13 protein-coding genes and 2 tRNA genes are annotated in these 18,006 nt (G+C 61.5%); 3 read left to right on the top strand and 12 right to left on the bottom strand.

The features are described 5' to 3' along the window. Window positions 1-93 precede the first annotated feature (93 nt). Complete coding sequence (gene fpr, locus AB4Z20_RS14380) at window positions 94-873, top strand: ferredoxin-NADP reductase (protein WP_003184787.1); 780 nt, start codon at window positions 94-96, stop codon at window positions 871-873. A 204-nt stretch (window positions 874-1,077) separates the two neighbouring features. Here the strand turns inward: fpr and tsaA are convergent, their stop codons facing one another. From tsaA to rimO, 5 genes are all read right to left on the bottom strand, one after another. Then, the gene (gene tsaA, locus AB4Z20_RS14385) at window positions 1,078-1,776 is read right to left on the bottom strand and encodes a tRNA (N6-threonylcarbamoyladenosine(37)-N6)-methyltransferase TrmO (protein WP_442090137.1); all 699 of its coding nucleotides are present in this window, start codon (window positions 1,774-1,776) and stop codon (window positions 1,078-1,080) included. A gap of 6 nt (window positions 1,777-1,782) precedes the next feature. Further along, window positions 1,783-2,244 carry a DUF1456 family protein gene (locus tag AB4Z20_RS14390; protein ID WP_003198373.1) on the bottom strand — a complete coding sequence of 154 codons (462 nt, stop codon included), beginning with the start codon at window positions 2,242-2,244 and terminating at the stop codon, window positions 1,783-1,785. Window positions 2,245-2,301: 57 nt separating this feature from the next. After that, window positions 2,302-3,012, bottom strand: a complete 711-nt coding sequence (locus tag AB4Z20_RS14395) for an rRNA pseudouridine synthase (RefSeq protein WP_003198375.1) — start codon at window positions 3,010-3,012, stop codon at window positions 2,302-2,304. 83 nt (window positions 3,013-3,095) lie between these two features. Beyond that, window positions 3,096-3,569, bottom strand: a complete 474-nt coding sequence (locus AB4Z20_RS14400; RefSeq protein WP_258690467.1) for a GNAT family N-acetyltransferase — start codon at window positions 3,567-3,569, stop codon at window positions 3,096-3,098. 237 nt (window positions 3,570-3,806) lie between these two features. Then, window positions 3,807-5,147: a 30S ribosomal protein S12 methylthiotransferase RimO gene (rimO, locus tag AB4Z20_RS14405; protein WP_442090138.1), complete on the bottom strand. Its 1,341-nt coding sequence runs from the start codon at window positions 5,145-5,147 to the stop codon at window positions 3,807-3,809. 334 nt (window positions 5,148-5,481) lie between these two features. On the opposite strand from rimO, the gene AB4Z20_RS14410 reads away from it, so the two are divergent. Continuing rightward, window positions 5,482-7,323, top strand: coding sequence for a potassium transporter Kup (locus tag AB4Z20_RS14410; RefSeq protein WP_408980857.1), 1,842 nt, complete (start codon window positions 5,482-5,484; stop codon window positions 7,321-7,323). 256 nt (window positions 7,324-7,579) lie between these two features. Here AB4Z20_RS14410 and AB4Z20_RS14415 read toward each other — a convergent pair whose 3' ends face one another. From AB4Z20_RS14415 to AB4Z20_RS14430, 4 genes are all read right to left on the bottom strand, one after another. Then, window positions 7,580-8,869 carry a virulence factor family protein gene (locus AB4Z20_RS14415; protein ID WP_253471958.1) on the bottom strand — a complete coding sequence of 430 codons (1,290 nt, stop codon included), beginning with the start codon at window positions 8,867-8,869 and terminating at the stop codon, window positions 7,580-7,582. After that, window positions 8,869-11,511, bottom strand: a complete 2,643-nt coding sequence (mprF, locus tag AB4Z20_RS14420; RefSeq protein ID WP_253471960.1) for a bifunctional lysylphosphatidylglycerol flippase/synthetase MprF — start codon at window positions 11,509-11,511, stop codon at window positions 8,869-8,871. Before mprF ends, AB4Z20_RS14415 begins: the two co-directional genes overlap by 1 nt. A 153-nt stretch (window positions 11,512-11,664) precedes the next feature. Next, window positions 11,665-11,741: transfer RNA gene (locus tag AB4Z20_RS14425), tRNA-Met, on the bottom strand. A 231-nt stretch (window positions 11,742-11,972) separates the two neighbouring features. Beyond that, window positions 11,973-12,049 (bottom strand) — tRNA-Met (locus AB4Z20_RS14430). Window positions 12,050-12,333: 284 nt separating this feature from the next. Here AB4Z20_RS14430 and dinB point away from each other — a divergent pair. Then, window positions 12,334-13,395, top strand: coding sequence for a DNA polymerase IV (gene dinB / locus AB4Z20_RS14435; protein ID WP_442090139.1), 1,062 nt, complete (start codon window positions 12,334-12,336; stop codon window positions 13,393-13,395). A 218-nt stretch (window positions 13,396-13,613) separates the two neighbouring features. On the opposite strand, the gene AB4Z20_RS14440 is transcribed toward dinB, so the two are convergent. The 3 genes from AB4Z20_RS14440 to AB4Z20_RS14450 form a co-directional block, all read right to left on the bottom strand. Beyond that, on the bottom strand, window positions 13,614-14,567 hold the full coding sequence (locus AB4Z20_RS14440; protein ID WP_253471964.1) for a hypothetical protein: 954 nt from the start codon (window positions 14,565-14,567) through the stop codon (window positions 13,614-13,616). A gap of 17 nt (window positions 14,568-14,584) precedes the next feature. Further along, window positions 14,585-16,300 carry a proline--tRNA ligase gene (locus tag AB4Z20_RS14445; RefSeq protein WP_214511591.1) on the bottom strand — a complete coding sequence of 572 codons (1,716 nt, stop codon included), beginning with the start codon at window positions 16,298-16,300 and terminating at the stop codon, window positions 14,585-14,587. Window positions 16,301-16,429: 129 nt separating this feature from the next. After that, window positions 16,430-17,989 carry an AmpG family muropeptide MFS transporter gene (locus tag AB4Z20_RS14450; protein WP_214511592.1) on the bottom strand — a complete coding sequence of 520 codons (1,560 nt, stop codon included), beginning with the start codon at window positions 17,987-17,989 and terminating at the stop codon, window positions 16,430-16,432. Window positions 17,990-18,006 lie beyond the last annotated feature (17 nt).

The raw sequence follows: 18,006 nt of genomic DNA on the forward strand, positions 1-18,006 counted from the left end.
ATAATCCATTTAACAGATATTGTCGCCGCCATTAGAATGCGATGCAATTGCGCAGATTATCGGCGCGGGCATTATTCCCAGGAGTCCCCGTACATGAGCAACATGAACCACGAGCGTGTCCTCAGTGTTCATCACTGGAACGACACTCTGTTCAGCTTCAAGTGCACCCGCGATCCGGGCCTGCGCTTCGAGAACGGTCAGTTCGTGATGATCGGCCTGCAACAGCCCAATGGCCGCCCGCTTATGCGCGCTTACTCGATTGCCAGCCCGAACTGGGAAGAGCATCTCGAATTCTTCAGCATCAAGGTGCCTGATGGTCCGCTGACCTCCCAGTTGCAGCACCTGAAGGAAGGCGACGAGATCATCATCAGCAAGAAACCCACCGGCACCCTCGTGCTGGACGATCTCAAGCCTGGCAAGCATTTGTACCTGCTCAGCACCGGTACTGGCCTGGCGCCGTTCATGAGCGTCATCCAGGATCCGGAAACCTATGAGCGTTTCGAAAAAGTGATCCTGTGCCACGGCGTGCGTTACGTCAATGAAGTCGCTTACCGCGAGTTCATCACCGAACACTTGCCGCAGAACGAGTTCTTTGGCGAAGCGCTGCGTGACAAGCTGATCTACTACCCGACCGTGACGCGCGAGCCGTTCGAGAACGAAGGCCGCCTGACCGACCTGATGCGCAGCGGCAAACTGTTCCGCGACATCGGCCTGCCACCGATCAACCCGCAGGACGACCGCGCGATGTTGTGCGGCAGCCCGAGCATGCTCGACGAGACCAGCGAAGTGCTCAACAGCTTCGGCCTGACCGTTTCGCCGCGTATGCGCGAGCCGGGTGATTACCTGATCGAGCGGGCGTTTGTAGAGAAGTAAGCTGTTGTGGTGACTGAAAGATCGCCATCGCGAGCAAGCTCGCTCCCACAAGGGGATTTGTGTTGAATCCAAATGCGTGAACAACACAGACGCACCTGTGGGAGCGAGCTTGCTCGCGATGGCAGCGACTCGGTCCAACAGATGCCCCACAAAAAAGCCCGCGCCGCCTGATGAAGGCCGCGCGGGCTTTTTCGTTTCTGGTGTTTACGGTTTCGCCGGAATCACTTCCAACACCCGAATCAACCCCGCCTGCGGGTAATGCCAACGAACGTCCAGGTCCCAGAACTGCGCGCCATATTCCCGTTCGACGGTAGGAACCTGGTACGCCGGGCGCGGGTCTTGGGCCAGGCATTGTTCAATCAGCTCCACCAGGGGCTCTCCCAGGCGCGTGGCGTGCTCACGCGCTTGAAGCAGGGCAGTGTCGGCCCATTGCACCGGAATCAATTCAGGCGCTGCGCTGGCGATGCTGTTGGAGGCCGAGCCGATAATGTCGGCGTAGGGTACGTAGGGCTTGATGTCCAGCACGGGTGTGCCGTCCAGCAAATCGATACCCGAGATCCACAGGCGCCCGGCTTCGACCCGCTCCAGCTTCACCACCGATTGGCCGATGCCGTTGGGGCGGTGGGTGGCGCGGGTGGCGAATACACCCATGGACTTGTTGCCGCCCAGGCGCGGCGGCCGCACTTTCAACCGCGGCTTGTCTTCCAGGGCCTGGTGGAACAGGAACAGCAGCCAGACATGGCTGACCAGCTCCAACCCCTGCACCGCATCACCCTGATCGAACGGCGCCACCAGCTCCAGCACGCCACGTGCGGCCGGCGCCAACTGTGGTTGGCGGGGGATGGCGAACTTCTCCTTGAAGCAGGAGCGGACGAAGCCGATGGGGGAGACGCTGTAAGTCACGGGGTGTCAGCCGCGCACGCGCAGCGTCAGGCCCTTGAGGAAATTGCGCAGCAACTGGTCGCCACACGGGCGGTAGTTGGTATGGCCGAACTTGCGGAACAGAGCGCTCAGTTCCGGTTTGGACACCGGGAACTCGGCGGCCTTGAGGATGGCGTGCATGTCGTCTTCCTTCAGCTCGAACGCCACTCGCAGTTTCTTGAGAATGATGTTGTTGGTCACCGGCACTTCGATCGGCTGCGGCGGGCGGCTTTCGTCCTTGCCACGCTTGAAGATCACCAGGCCATCGAGAAAATGCGCCATGACCTCGTCAGGGCAGAACACGAAGCCTTCTTCCTCGTCTTTCTTGAGGTAGCCCGTCAGGTCGGCCAGGGAGACTTCCAGGCCGCCCAGCTTGATGATCTCGATGACTTTCTTGTCGCTGATGTCGAGCATGTAGCGCACGCTGCGCAGTACGTCGTTGTGAATCATGTGTGCAGTCCTGATCAATCGGCAGTGGGCGCCCCGGTTCGGTGCGGCGCCGGAAAATTAGAATTTCTCTTTGGCAGACAGGTAACGCCACTGGCCCAGCGGCACCTTGCCGATGGACACGCCGCCGATGCGAATGCGGCGAATGGCGACGACCTTGAGCCCGACAGCCTGGCAAAACAGAGCGATCACGCCGGGCTGCGGGTTTTTCATGGCGAAGCGCAGACGGTTCTCGTTCTGCCAGCTGGCCTTGACCGCCGGCAGCTCCTTGCCCTTGTAGGTCAAGCCATGGTTCAGGCGATTGAGGCCATGGGCGACCATCTCGCCTTCGACTTCCACCACGTATTCCTGCTCGATCTTGGCGGCGTCGGCGGTGAGCTTGCGCAAGATCTTCCAGTCCTGGGTGAACACCAGCAGTCCGCTGGCGTTGGCCTGCAGGTCGGCGCTGGCGGTCAGGCGCAGGAAATGGCCCTTGAGCGGGCGTTTGCCGAAGCGATGTTCTTCGCTCAGGGTCTGCGGCCCAAGGGACGCCATGGCAGTATCCACATCCGTGCCTGCCGGGACGTTGAGCAGGAGAGTCACCGGTTCCGGCGCGGTGGCCTTGGCCTCGGGGTCGAGTTCGACTTTCTGGGTGGTGACCTTGAACTGCGGCTCATCAATCACTTCGCCATCCACGGTGACCCAGCCGCCCTCGATGAACAGCTCAGCCTCCCGACGGGAACAGCCGACGAGTTCGATGAGGCGTTTGGAGAGACGAATCGGGTCAGTCATGACGGGGGCCGTAACAAAAAGAGGGTGGGCATTGTACCTGCCTGGCGCCGGTTAATCGCGGGTCCATTTGCCTCATGCTGTTTTTAGCCGCGTCCAGCCTTCAGGCCGGCCTGCTTGTAGCGCATGTGCAGCAGCGGGTAGGGTTGGTTCATGCCATCTTTCGCCGAGCGTCCGACCACTTCGAAGCCTTGCTTGAGGTAAAAGCCCAGGGCTTGCGGGTTCTGCTCGTTGACGTCCAGTTGATCGGCGTTCAGGTGTTCCATGGCGTAGCGCAGCAGTTGCTTGCCCAGGCCCTGGCCACGGTGTTGCGGGTCGATGAAGAGCATCTCGATCTTGCCGGCCGCGACGCCGGCGAAACCGGTGATCCGCTGACGCGCGTCCCGGGTGCAAATAAGCATCACCGCATCCAGGTAACGGGTGAGCACCAGGTTTTTCAGCAGCTCGATGTAGCTGTCCGGCAGGAAGTCGTGGGTGGCACGTACCGATGCCTCCCACACCTGGGTCAGTTCCTGGTAATCGCTCGGTTTCGGTGTGTGGATGACCGAATGCTGACGCATGCCCGCCTGTTCCTTGTGCTGGATGTCCTGGGTTTCTCCATACGATAGCCGTAAAAAAGCCCCGCATCTTGTAGCAAGAGCAGGGCTTTTCAATTTTTTACCGAGTTTCGCAAGAGCCTGTGGGAGCACAGCTTGCTCGCGATGGCAGAACATCAGTCAACACTTGCAGTGGCTGACACTGCGCTATCGCGAGCAAGCTGTGCTCCCACAGGCCAACCGATCTGTTCAGCTCACAAATCAACCGATCTGCTCAGCCCACAAATCGTACTCATCGGCGTCGGTCACCTTGCACCAGACTTTGTCGCCCGGCTTGAGGTTGCTGCCATTGTCGATGAAGACGTTGCCGTCGATTTCCGGGGCGTCGAAGAAGCAGCGGCCCACGGCGCCTTGTTCGTCCACTTCATCCACCAGCACTTCGATTTCACGGCCGATGCGCATTTGCAGGCGCGCCGAGCTGATGGCCTGCTGGTGCGCCATGAAGCGGTCCCAACGGTCCTGCTTGACGTCGTCCGGCACCACGTCCAGGTCCAGGTCGTTGGCCGGTGCGCCTTCGACAGGGGAATACTGGAAGCAGCCGACGCGGTCGAGCTGGGCTTCGGTCAGCCAATCCAGCAGGTACTGGAAGTCTTCTTCGGTTTCACCGGGGAAGCCGACGATGAAGGTCGAGCGGATGATCAGGTCCGGGCAGATTTCACGCCAGTTCTTGATGCGGGCCAGGGTCTTGTCTTCGAACGCCGGGCGCTTCATGGCCTTGAGGACTTTCGGGCTGGCGTGCTGGAACGGGATGTCCAGGTACGGCAGGATCTTGCCGGCGGCCATCAGCGGGATCAGTTCGTCGACGTGCGGGTATGGGTAGACGTAATGCAGGCGAACCCAGACGCCGAGGGTGCTGAGGGCTTCGCACAGTTCGGTCATGCGGGTTTTCACCGGCGCGCCGTTCCAGAAGCCGGTGCGGTATTTCACGTCGACGCCGTAGGCGCTGGTGTCCTGGGAGATCACCAGCAGTTCCTTGACGCCGGCCTTGACCAGGCGCTGGGCCTCGTCGAGCACATCGCCCACCGGGCGGCTCACCAGCTTGCCGCGCATCGACGGGATGATGCAGAAGCTGCAGCTGTGGTTGCAGCCTTCGGAAATCTTCAGGTAGGCGTAGTGGCGCGGGGTCAGCTTGATGCCTTGCGGCGGTACCAGGTCGATCAGCGGGTTATGGTCCTTGCGTGGCGGCACCACGTCGTGCACGGCGTTGACCACCTGCTCGTACTGCTGCGGACCGGTCACGGACAACACGCTCGGGTGCACGTTGCGGATGTTGCCTTCTTCCACGCCCATGCAGCCGGTGACGATAACCTTGCCGTTTTCCTTGATGGCTTCGCCGATCACTTCCAGGGACTCGGCCTTGGCCGAGTCGATGAAGCCGCAGGTGTTGACCACGACCACGTCGGCGTCCTGATAGGTGGACACAACGTCATAGCCTTCCATGCGCAACTGGGTCAGGATGCGCTCGGAGTCGACCAGAGCCTTCGGGCAACCCAGGGATACGAAGCCAACCTTCGGATTGGCTGGCGCGGTAGTGGTGGACATGTCTAACCTCGGTGTAGGGGGGATCGTCTCTTGCCGAGACAGGGCGCCTGGCGCGCCTCTGATCAAAAAGTGCGCAATTCTATCTGTGGCTGGGCTGCTTGACCAGCTTTATACCGGGAAATGCGACGAGTGCTGCGCTATGCTTCGCGCCTTTGCGTTCTGACGATTGCTACAGTCAACAAAACGTCTGTAACAATGCGTAAAACAGCGCATGCTGCCTCAACAAAGCATAGTGCTTCGTTCAAGAAGCCAGGACTGGAATCAGGAGTGTTGGATGGGTCATGCAAGTAGTCAGGCGGTGGGTGCCGAGCATTCGGCAGCGAAACCGCTGAGCATGCTGGTCGCGGCGGTCGGAGTGGTTTATGGCGACATCGGCACGAGCCCGTTGTACACCCTCAAGGAAGTGTTTTCCGGTGCCTACGGCGTACCTGTCAATCACGATGGTGTGCTGGGGATTCTCTCGCTGATTTTCTGGTCGCTGATCTGGGTCGTGTCGATCAAGTACATGATGTTCGTCCTGCGCGCCGACAACCAGGGCGAGGGCGGGATCATGGCGCTCACCGCCCTGGCGCGGCGAGCAGCGGCGGGACGGGCGCGGCTGCGGACGTTCCTGGTGGTCTGCGGCTTGATCGGCGCGGCGCTGTTCTACGGCGACAGCATGATCACGCCGGCCATTTCCGTACTCTCGGCAATTGAAGGCCTTGGCCTGGCGTTCGAAGGCATCGACCACTGGGTGGTGCCCTTGTCGCTGGTGGTGCTGGTGGGGCTGTTCCTGATCCAGCGCCACGGCACTGCGCGCATTGGCATCCTGTTCGGCCCGATCATGGTGACCTGGTTCCTGGTGCTTGGCGCCCTGGGTGTGTACGGCATCCTGCAGCACCCGGAAGTGTTGCAAGCGGTGAACCCGGCCTGGGCCGTGCGTTTCTTTGTCGTCCACCCGGGCATGGGCGTGGCGATCCTCGGCGCCGTGGTACTGGCGTTGACCGGTGCCGAAGCGCTGTACGCCGACATGGGCCATTTCGGTCGTAAACCAATTGCCCGCGCCTGGTTCATCCTGGTGTTGCCAGGCCTGATGCTCAACTATTTCGGCCAGGGTGCATTGTTGCTGGGTGACCCGGAAGCGGCGCGCAACCCGTTCTATCTGCTGGCGCCGAGCTGGGCGTTGCTGCCTCTGGTGGGCCTGTCGACCCTGGCCACGGTGATCGCTTCGCAAGCAGTGATTTCCGGGGCGTTCTCCCTGACGCGCCAGGCGATCCAGCTCGGTTACATCCCGCGCATGTATATCCAGCACACCTCCAGCGCCGAGCAGGGCCAGATCTACATCGGTGCGGTGAACTGGTCGCTGATGGTCGGCGTGGTGCTGCTGGTGCTGGGTTTCGAGTCTTCCGGTGCGCTGGCTTCGGCCTACGGCGTGGCAGTGACCGGAACCATGCTGATGACCACGATCCTGGTGTCCGCCGTTATATTGCTGTTGTGGAAATGGCCGCCACTGTTGGCGGTACCGTTGTTGTTCGGTTTCCTGCTGGTCGATGGCCTGTACTTTGCCGCCAACGTGCCGAAAATCGTTCAGGGCGGTGCTTTCCCGGTCATCGCCGGTATCGCCTTGTTTGTGCTGATGACCACCTGGAAGCGCGGCAAGCAATTGCTGGTGGAGCGCCTGGACGAAGGTGCGTTGCCGCTGCCGATCTTCATCAGCAGTATTCGCGTGCAACCGCCTCATCGCGTACAGGGCACCGCCGTGTTCCTGACCGCACGCTCGGACGCCGTGCCCCATGCGCTGTTGCACAACCTGTTGCATAACCAGGTGCTGCATGAGCAAGTGGTGCTGCTGACGGTGGTGTACGAGGACATTCCCCGGGTACCGCCGCAGCGGCGCTTCGAGGTCGATGCCTATGGCGAAGGGTTCTTCCGGGTGATCCTGCACTTCGGTTTCACTGACGAGCCGGACGTCCCGCAGGCGCTCAAGCTCTGTCATCTGGATGACCTGGACTTCAGTCCGATGCGTACCACCTACTTCCTCAGCCGCGAAACGGTCATCGCATCGAAACTCGAAGGCATGGCCCGTTGGCGCGAGGCGTTGTTCGCCTTCATGTTGAAGAACGCCAACGGCAACCTGCGCTTCTTCAATCTGCCGTTGAACCGGGTGATTGAGCTGGGGACGCAGGTGGAGATATAGCAACCAGAAAACAAAAAGCCCTCGTTGCCTTGCGGCGGCGGGGGCTTTTTTATGGGCCACACAATGTCGATGTCAGGCGAATCTTGTGGGAGCGAGCTTACTCGCGATAGCGGAGTGTCAGGTTGCAAAGATGTTGGATATGCCGCCGTCATCGCGAGCAAGCTCGCTCCCACAGGGGGGCTTGTGCAGTTGAGCGGGCACAAAAAAGCCCCGGCAACCCTAAGGCTGCCGGGGCTTTTGTCAGGCGTGTATCGACTTACTGTTCGGCCGTCTTGCTCTGCCGCTTGTTGATCTCATCGATCAAGCGCTTGGCCAGGGCCGGGTAGTTTTCGTCGAAGTGGTGACCGCCAGGCAGCTTGATGGCCTCGCCCACGGCAGTCTTGTCGGTGCAGCCGCTTTCGTCGGCTTCTTCACCGCCGTAGATGCACACCACTTTTTCGGCTGGCAGCTTGGCCATTTCCGGGCCGGTGGCGGCTTCGGTGCCGGCGTTGCCGAGCCAGCCTTCGACTTCGATCTCGAAGCTGCCGGTGCGGGCGAAAGCCAGCAGGATGATCGCATCGACCCGCTGTTGTTCGGTGGCTGGCAGGCGATTGTAGATGGCCGGCAACACGTCGGCGCCGAAGGAGTAGCCGGTCAGGACGAAGCGCTTGGTGCCCCAGACCTGACGGTAGTGCTGCATCAGTTCGGTCAGATCCGCCGCGCTTTGCTCCGGGCTCTTGTGCTGCCAGTAGTAGCGCAGGGTGTCGATGCCGACCACAGGGTAGCCAATCTTGGCCATTTCATCGGCCACGTCGCGGTCCAGGTCACGCCAGCCGCCGTCTCCGGAGAGAAACAGGGTCACGGTATCCCGTGTCTGGCTGGCTGGGACTTCCACCACCGGGATGCTCAGGCCGCCCTTGGCCTTGTCAGTGCCGACCAGGATCTTGCGCAGCTCGTTGTTCAGTACTTGTGGCAGGTTGATGTCGTAGTCGCTGATGCTGGTCTCGGCATTCGACTGATCGCGTACGAAGCCGGCGCTGGTGTCGTCGGGGTTATCGTTCCAGGCCACCAGCCAGTGGCCGTGGGCTGCGCTTTTGGGCAGCAAGTGTGTGCAGCCGGGTTTTTCCAGGGCCAGGTCCACCGAAACGGCCTTGGCCTTGTCATCCTTCTGCTCGGCCAGCCAGCGCCAGGCCAGCACGGCGCCTGGGCCGATGCCGCTGACCAGCGTGGCAGGCCCTTGGAGCTGCCGCAGACCCGTCTGCAGGGCGCGACCTTGCAACATGCAGTCCTTGGGCAGGATCACTTGGACGATCTGCGCCGAGCCGCTGCGGCTGAGGGTCGTCAACTGCGTGTCGCTGAGTTTCTGGTCCTCATTGACCGCCACCAGCACCTGGGCGCGCGGCTTGGTGCCGGGGATGACCCGAGTCATCGCTACGCCATCGGTGGGCGCCAGCTGTTCCAGGGTCGGTTGCGGGGCCGGGCGTTTCAAGTACCAGTAACCGCCACCGAGAATTACCGCCAGCACCAGCAGGGCGGCCACTACGTATCGCCAGGAGCGTTGCATCATCAGCGTTTCACCAATCCAGTCAGGCCGCCTGCAATCAGGGCGGCGGTATCAGCCAGCGCCACCAGCGGATCGAGTCCGGCGGGCACGGCCATGTAGCGAGGTTCCCAGTCAGGCTGGAATTTGTCTTTGAAGCGGCGCAGCCCCTGGAAGTTATAGAGCTGCTCGCCACGGCGGAACACCATCGAACCCAGGCGTTGGGTCAACGGTGCGCCGCGACGCGGTTGCAGGCCCGACAGCGGGACCATGCCAAGGCTGAAGCGGGCGAAGTCATGGTTTTTGTAATGCTGGATGAGGCCGACCATCATGAATTCCATGGTCAGTTTCGGGGCCTCGGGGTGGGCGCGCATCAGATCGAGGCTGGCCAGTTCGTGGCTGTGGGTTTCCAGCAGGTTGGCGAACGCCACTGGCCGGCCCTCGAAACGAATCACTGCGATGCGGAAATGCTTGAGGTAGTCATCGCTGAAACGGCCCAGGGAGAAGCCTTTCTCACGCACGTTCTTGCCGGTCAGCCAGGCATCGGAAATGACCTTGAGCTCTTCCATCGGCGCCTGGCCCGGTTCGTGGATCTCCAGCGACAGGCCGTCACGGGTGCCGCGGTTCCAGGTGTAGCGCAGGTCTTTCATCTCCTTGCCCTTGGCTTCGAGATCGAAACGCTTGAGGTCGACCCGTGCTTCCTCGCCCAGCTTGATGGCTGTCAGGCCGATGTCCATGTAGTAGGGCAGGTTCTCGGCGCGCACCTGGTAGAACACCGGGCGGGCATGGTGGATGTCACACAGGTCGCGGAACTGCCAGATCATTTCAGCCCGTTGCTGGGTAGGGCCGATCGGGTCGTACAGCGCTACCAGGCTGCGACCACGGCGGGCGTACATCAGGAACGCTTCGTCGTTGGGGTGAAACAGCAATGCCTTGTCGCCGGTCAGGGCCAGGCCGCCGTCGGGTTGCGAAGACGTCATGAGAATCGTCTTGGCCCGCTCCAGTTCTTCTGCCGTCGGCAAATGGATCACCGGCCGCGCGGTGCGCAGCAACCAGGTCAGGGACACCACCACCAGCAGCACCGCCGCCCCCAGCAGGGAGCGCAGGCCGCGAGGGGCGTCGGCATCGAGGGTGAACTGCCACCAGAGTTGATGGCTGTAGGGCACATCCTGGTAAGCAAACAGCAGCAGCCAGATCGACGCGCCCAGCACGCAGATACTGGCGATCAGGAACAGCGGGGAAAAGGGCAGTTCAGTCAGGCGACTCGGACGATAGAAGGAGCGTCGGAATATCGCCAGCAGGGTGGCCGTCAGCGTCAGCAGCGTGGCTTCTTCCCAGTCAAAACCCTTGAGCAGCGAGAGCAGGGCGCCAACCAGAAGCAAGACCGTGGTCAGCATCCAGGCGGCCGACAGGCGACGGCGCAAGCCTTGGGCGAGCAACAGGCACAACACGCCCACCAGGCTGGCGCCGAAGTGCGAAGCGTCGACCAGCCGATGAGGGATCAGGAAGCCGATGTGCTCCAGGCGGGTATCGATTTCCGGCGTTACCCCGGAAAACAACAGCACGACACCTGAGAGGAACACCAGCACCGCCAGGATCGGCGCCGCGAAACCCGATGCCGCCCGCAGGGTCTGGCGCGTCTGGAACAGCCGTTGCGCCTCATTGATCAGCAGGAGTACGCAGGCTACCAGCATTGGCAGCAGCACGTAGATCAAGCGATACAGCAACAGCGCGGCGGCCAGTGGCGCGGCCCCGAGTTTGTCGGCGAACGCGGCCAGCAGGATCGCTTCGAACACGCCGACACCGCCCGGTACATGGCTGAGCACCCCGGCAGCCAGCGCCAGCAGGTACACCAGCAGGAAGGCACCGAACGGCGGCGCTTCGGGCAGCAACAGATACAACACGGTGGCGGCGGCGGCGACATCCAGCGCGGTGATTACCAGTTGCAGGAAGGTCAGGCGTCGGCCCGGCAGGCGCAGCGTGCGGCGCCCGGCTTTTACCAGCAGGCTGTCGCGATGAGGCTGTTCCGGCAGGCGTCGGCGGTAAATGCCGATGGCCAACACGCTGGTGAGCAGCAGCACCGCCACGGAAATGGCCCCCAGCAAAATCGCAGGCAGGTGCAGCGCGGCGGACGCGGCGGGCAGGTTGCTGAGCGTCGCCAGGGCCGCCAGCGGCGGCAACGCGCAGCCCAGGGACAGGCTGGCGAACAGCGTCATGTGGGCGACATCCGAGGCCCCCAGGCCATGACGCGCATACAGACGGTAGCGAACCGAGCCGCCCGACAACAGTGACAGGCCAATGGCATTGCCGATGGCGAACGCGGTGAACCCACCCAGGACCATGGTTTGTGGCGGCAGTGTCACCCCGGCATAACGGCTGGCGGACCATTCGTAGCCCAAAAGAATGATGAAGCCGGCTACCGTGGCGGCGATCGCGCCCAGCAGGGCCGGTCGTGGCACTTCCAGAATTGAATCGTGCAGGGCGTAAAGATCGAGCTCGCTCAGCAAGTGGCGACAGGCAATCAAGGCAATCGCAAACAGCAGCAACGTGACCGCGAGACCAATGGGCTGGCGGTATTGACTGATCCGATCCAGCCAGCGCAATCGTTCGGCTTTGATCGGTTGTGTCGCAGTAACAGGGTCTTGCGGGTCAGACGAGTGGGCGCGCATCAATCACCTCTTGAGCTATGCGCGACAGGATGGGGGTATCCAGCCAAGTTACCAATCCCCGCGAAGGAAAATAATTACAAAATCTTTGTAATGTAGAGCTTTTTTCGCCAGACACAAAAAAGGCCACTCTTTCGAGCAGCCTTTCTTGATATTTGGTTGCGGGAGCCGGATTTGAACCGACGACCTTCGGGTTATGAGCCCGACGAGCTACCAGACTGCTCCATCCCGCGTCTGTGTGGCGGCATTCTACAGGCGAACGCCCGGGTGTCAACCGTTAAAAGGTAATGGGCTCAAATAAACGCTCGATCCGCCCCTTGTCTTCCTAAATACTCGGAATTTAAAGGAAATTGTCCTACAACTGGTTGCGTGTAGGGAGTCGCAGGCGGCGACTCTCTGATCAGGCAGTCAAAAATGGACAGGCACAAAAAAGGCCACTCTTTCGAGTAGCCTTTTTTGATGTTTGGTTGCGGGAGCCGGATTTGAACCGACGACCTTCGGGTTATGAGCCCGACGAGCTACCAGACTGCTCCATCCCGCGTCTGTGTGGCGGCATTCTACAGAGGATCGCGCTGCTGTCAACCCTGGCTTCAAAAAAACCTGTTCCGCTTCAAGTGGTTAGCCCTGGAGAAAAGCATTGTGACAGCGCTGTGACGCAGGCCTGGCAAGGGCTTAGCTCTATTGGAGACTTCGTTGCGATTGAAGAAGTAAATTTGTGTAGGCACTTTCGACTCGCAACGAAGGATCTTTCAAACTACTGGTGCTATATACAGGTGCGGGTGCGATACTGGTGGCCCGATTCGTCGCACACTCTGCTTCTTTACTATGACGCAACGTAAGATCATCCATGTCGACTGTGACTGTTTCTATGCCGCCATCGAGATGCGCGATGACCCGCGGCTGGCCGGCAAGCCCTTGGCGGTGGGAGGCTCGGCGGATCGGCGGGGCGTGATTGCCACCTGTAACTACGAAGCGCGGGCCTATGGGGTGCGCTCGGCCATGTCCTCCGGCCACGCCTTGAAGCTTTGCCCGGACCTCACCATCGTCAAGCCACGAATGGATGCCTATCGGGAAGCGTCGAAGGAAATTCATACGATTTTCAGCGATTACACTGACCTGATCGAGCCGCTGTCGCTGGACGAGGCCTACCTGGACGTTTCCGCCAGCGCCCATTTCGGTGGCAGCGCCACGCGCATCGCCCAGGACATTCGCCGACGGGTTTCCAACCAACTGCACATCACTGTGTCCGCAGGCGTCGCGCCGAACAAGTTCCTGGCCAAGATCGCCAGTGACTGGAAAAAGCCCAACGGGTTGTTCGTCATTACCCCCGACCAGGTCGATGACTTTGTTTCGGCCCTGCCGGTCAGCAAGCTCCACGGTGTTGGAAAGGTCACCGCCGATAAGCTGAACCGGCTCGGCATCGTCGATTGCCTGCAGTTGCGCCAATGGGACAAGTTGGCGCTGGTGCGCGAATTTGGCAGTTTCGGTGAGCGGCTCTGGAGCCTGGCTCGTGGGATCGATGAGCGGCTGGTGCACAACGACAGCCGACGGCAGTCCATCAGTGTGGAAAATACCTACGATGCCGACCTGCCCGACTTGGTGAGCTGCCTCGCCAAACTGCCGGAACTGATGGAAACCCTCAACGGACGCATGGCGCGGATCGACAGCAGTTATCGACCGGGCAAGCCGTTCGTCAAAGTGAAATTCCACGACTTCACCCAAACCACACTGGAACAGGCCGGGGCAGGGCGGGACCTGGGCAGCTACCAGTTGCTGCTGACCCAGGCGTTCAACCGGGGCGGCAAGCCGGTGCGGTTATTGGGGATAGGAGTGAGGCTGGAGGATTTGCGCGTTGGGTTTGAGCAGTTGGAGTTGTTTGAGCGGTGAGGCTGTCGGTGGGCTGAATGCCTTGCCTTGCTCTTGTGGCGAGGGAGCTTGCTCCCGCTGGGCCTGTAGGAGCTGTCGAGCGAAGCGAGGCTGCGATCTCTCCCCTAACGCTTGCATCTCAAGCGAAAGATCAAAAGATCGCAGCCTTCGGCAGCTCCTACAGCCCAGCGGGAGCAACCTCCCTCGCCACAAGAGAGGTTGACCAATCCAAGCTGGACTCAGTTAACGCCCGGATCCGCCACCAACCGCCCGCCATCCTTGGTCAGGGCCTTCATGAATTCGGCCTGCAACTCCGGATCATTACGCGTCAGTTCGATCAGGCTCTGCTCCAGTTCGCTGGCCTCTTCCTCAAGTCCAAGCTCCGACAGGCGCTTGACTCGATGCACCCACTGGCTCACCTCGTCGTCTTCCAGGTCGTCGTAGATCAGCGCGTGTGCTTCCACCAGCTTGCTGCGCAGGCTGCTGCTGATGCTCAGGGATGAGTCGGTGTGCACTTCGTCCTGGGCATCGGTCACGCTGATCTGCAATTTGCCGAATTGGCTCAAGTCCTGCTCGGCGAACGGGCTTTCCAGCAGGTTCAGGCGCAGCACGCCGCTACGGTCGGTGCTCAACTCGAAGGTCTGCCGGGCGGCCTTGACCTCCACCGGGCGTTCGCTCCAAGGCAGGCTCGAGTGTTCCGTACGCTTGTCGCGCTGGACTTCGTCGATGCCCGCCAGGTTCTGCTGGGCACGACCATGGGAGGGGACGTTCATGAACGGGTTGAGCCCGGCGAAACCGTAGCTGATCCAGTCACGGGTCACGGTGTCCGGCAGGTTTCCGAGGGCGAACACATTGACCACGTTCGCGCCGACACCGGCCACCACGGCCACTGCGCCCAGGGGGATCTCGTAAATCTCCCGCCAGGGTTGGTACGGCGTGTAGCGGTCGTAATGGCGAGTGACCTCGAACTCAGTGACTTCGAAGGTCTTCTGCTCATTGATTCGCACCCGACGCTGCGGCAGGTCGAGCACCTTGGGTTCGCCCACGTCGATCTGCAGGCTGTGGTCGAGCAATTTGCGCTCGACCCGCTCTTCGTGCTCGCTGCGTTGTGACATTTGGTTGGCACAGCCGCTGACCAGCAGGGCGCCGCACAGGGCGGCGCCACCGAGGCCTAAGGTGTTTCGCTTGAACATGACGTCTCTATCTGGTGTCAGCGGCGGATACGGGCCTGGAGGAACGACAGCACGTCGGCGACCGGCAGCGCTTGCGGCTCGGCCTCGGTGCGGCTCTTGTATTCCAGGTTGCCTTCGGCCAGGCCACGGTCACTGACGACGATCCGATGCGGGATGCCGATCAGTTCCATGTCCGCGAACTTGATGCCGGGGCTGGTTTTCTTGTCGCGGTCGTCCAGCAGCACTTCAAAGCCGGCGGCCGTCAGTTCGGCGTAGAGCTTGTCGGTGGCTTCACGCACCAGGTCGGTTTCATAGCGCAGCGGCACCAGGGCAATCTGGAAAGGCGCCAGCGTGTCGCTCCAGATGATGCCTTTCTCGTCGTTGTTCTGCTCGATGGCGGCAGCCACCACGCGGGAAACGCCGATGCCATAGCAACCCATTTCCAGGGTGACCGGCTTGCCGTTTTCGCCCAGCACTTCGCACTTCATCGCCTTGCTGTACTTGTTGCCCAGCTGGAAGATGTGCCCGACTTCGATGCCTCGCTTGATTTCCAGGGTGCCCTTGCCGTCCGGGCTCGGGTCGCCGGCCACGACGTTGCGCAGGTCCGCGACGGTTGGAACCGGCAGGTCGCGTTCCCAGTTCACGCCAAAGTAATGCTTGTCGTCGACGTTGGCGCCGATGGCGAAATCGCTCATCAACTCCACCGAGCGATCAATGATGATCGGCAGTGGCAGGTTCAATGGGCCGAGGGAGCCGGCACCGGCGCCAATGGCGTCGCGCAGGTCGGCTTCGGTGGCCATGACCAGCGGGCTGGCGACGCCAGGCTGGTTGGCGGCCTTGATTTCATTGAGCTCGTGGTCACCACGGACGATCAGGGCAATCAGCTTGCCTTCCTCTTCGGCCCGCACGATCAGGGTCTTGATGGTGCGCTCGATCGGCAGGTCGTAGCCTTCCACCAACTGGGCAATGGTCTTGGCGTTCGGCGTGTCTACCAGGCGCAACTCTTCGGTCGGCGCGGCGCGGGAGGTTTCCCGTGGCACGGCTTCGGCTTTCTCGATGTTGGCGGCGTAGTCGGAGCCATTGCTGAAGACGATGTCGTCTTCGCCGGACTCGGCCAGTACGTGGAACTCGTGGGAGCCGGCACCGCCGATGGAGCCGTTGTCGGCTTCAACCGGACGGAATTTCAGGCCCAGGCGGGTGAACACGTTGCAATATGCCTGGTGCATGCGGTCGTAGGTGACTTGCAGCGAGGCCAGGTCGGTGTGGAACGAGTAGGCGTCCTTCATGATGAATTCGCGACCGCGCATCAGGCCGAAGCGTGGCCGGATTTCATCACGGAATTTGGTCTGGATCTGGTACAGGTTGATCGGCAGCTGCTTGTAGCTGCTCAACTCGTTGCGCATCAGGTCGGTGATCACTTCTTCGTGAGTCGGGCCTGCACAGAAGTCGCGACCGTGACGGTCTTTGATGCGCAGCAGCTCAGGGCCGTATTCTTCCCAGCGCCCCGATTCCTGCCACAGCTCGGCCGGTTGGGTGCCCGGCATCAACACTTCCAGGCAACCGGCAGCGTCCATCTCTTCGCGAACGATGGCTTCCACCTTGCGCATGACCCGCAGGCCCATCGGCAGCCAGGTGTACAGGCCCGAGGCGAGTTTGCGGATCATGCCGGCACGCAGCATCAACTGATGGCTGATCACGACGGCGTCGGAAGGCGTTTCTTTCTGTGTGGCGAGCAAATATTGACTGGTGCGCATGGTTGGCCGTTGTCGGTTGCTGATGACGAGAAGTGACGGAGCATTGTACGGGCGAGATGCCCTGGCGTACAGGCGCGTGGCCGGTCGCCCGATGCGAACGCCGGTTTCCCCGGCGTTTTCTGAAGTTTCCTACGACTCTTCCGCAGGCCGGGTGGGCGTCGGTTCCGCGGTGGGCGTCGAGCCCTGGCGACGGTTCTCCTGGAACCAGTGCAAGGCGATCAGCAGCAGGGTCGGAACGCCCAGCAACGCGGTGATCAGGAAGAAGTTGTGATAGCCGAACTTCTCCACCATCACCCCTGAATAACCACCGATCAGGCGCGGCAGCAACAGCATGATCGAGCTGAGCAGGGCGTATTGAGTGGCGGAGAATTTCAGGTTGGTCAGGCTCGACAGGTAGGCGACGAACGCCGAAGTGGCCAGGCCGGAGCTGAAGTTATCCAGGGATATGGTGACAATCAACATCTTCAGGTCGGCGCCCATGTCGGTGAGCATCAGGAAGAGGATGTTGGTGCTGGCCGAGGCGACGCCACCGATGAACAGGATGGGCAGGATGCCGAAACGTACGATCAGCAGGCCGCCCATGCCGGCACCGACGAGGGTCATGATCAACCCGAAAATCTTGCTGACGCTGGCGATCTGGTCCTTGGTGAACCCCTGGTCGATGTAGAACACGTTGGCCATGACGCCCATGACGGTGTCAGACATGCGATAGGTCGCGATCAGCCCGAGCAACAGCAGGGCCTGCCAGCGGTAACGCAGGATGAAATCGTTGACCGGCGTCAGCACCGGCGCCAATCCGCGGCGGCCCACGGCCGACAGGCACAGGGCGGTCAGGATGATATAGAGGATGGCCCGCAGGAACGCGCGGTCTTCGAGCAGCAGGTCAAGCAGGCTGACGCCCTCGAACAGCACGCTGGCGAAGTCGGTGTTGTAGAGCTGGGTGAACATCGCCGGGACAGACACCAGCAGCACGATCAGCACGAACACCGATGCCAGTTGATGGGCGAACGAGTAGCGTCCGGCCTGCAGTTGGGTGCGCAGCGGCACCGGCGGTTCGCGCATGAACAGCGAGGTAAGCAACGCCGGGACCATTAATACGCCGAACAGCAGGTAAGTGCCGGTCCAGGCCGAGTGTTTGTAGTTGAAGCCGGTGGAGCCAAACCCTTCGGCGAAAAACAGGGCGCCGGCGGTGGCCAGCAGTGCCGCGACGCGGTAGCCGGACATGTAGCTGGCGGCGAGGGCGGCCTGGCGGGTGTCGTCGGCGATCTCCAGGCGATAGGCGTCGACGGCGATGTCCTGCGTCGCAGAGGCGAAGGCCACGATGACGGCGATGGCGATCAACCATGACAGGTGTTTCTGTGGGTCGCAGAAACCCATGCCGATCAGCCCGAGGATTACCAGGCCCTGAGAGAGCACCAGCCATGAACGCCGACGCCCGAGTTTACCCAGCAGCGGCAGGCGCCATTGGTCGAGCAGCGGCGACCAGACCCATTTAAAGGCGTATGCCAGGCCGATCAGGCTCGCGTAGCCAATGGTCTCGCGGGCCACACCGGCTTCGCGCAACCAGACCGAAAGCGTAGAGAACACCAGCATGTACGGCAAGCCGGCGGCGAAGCCAAGCAGCAACAGCACGAGCGTCGAGGGACTGGCATAGGCGGCGAGGGCGGCGCGCCAGGTTTTACGGGGCATGGGCTGGAGTCTGCCTC

Source organism: Pseudomonas sp. KB_12 (assembly GCF_052114545.1).
Classification (GTDB): domain Bacteria; phylum Pseudomonadota; class Gammaproteobacteria; order Pseudomonadales; family Pseudomonadaceae; genus Aquipseudomonas; species Aquipseudomonas brassicacearum.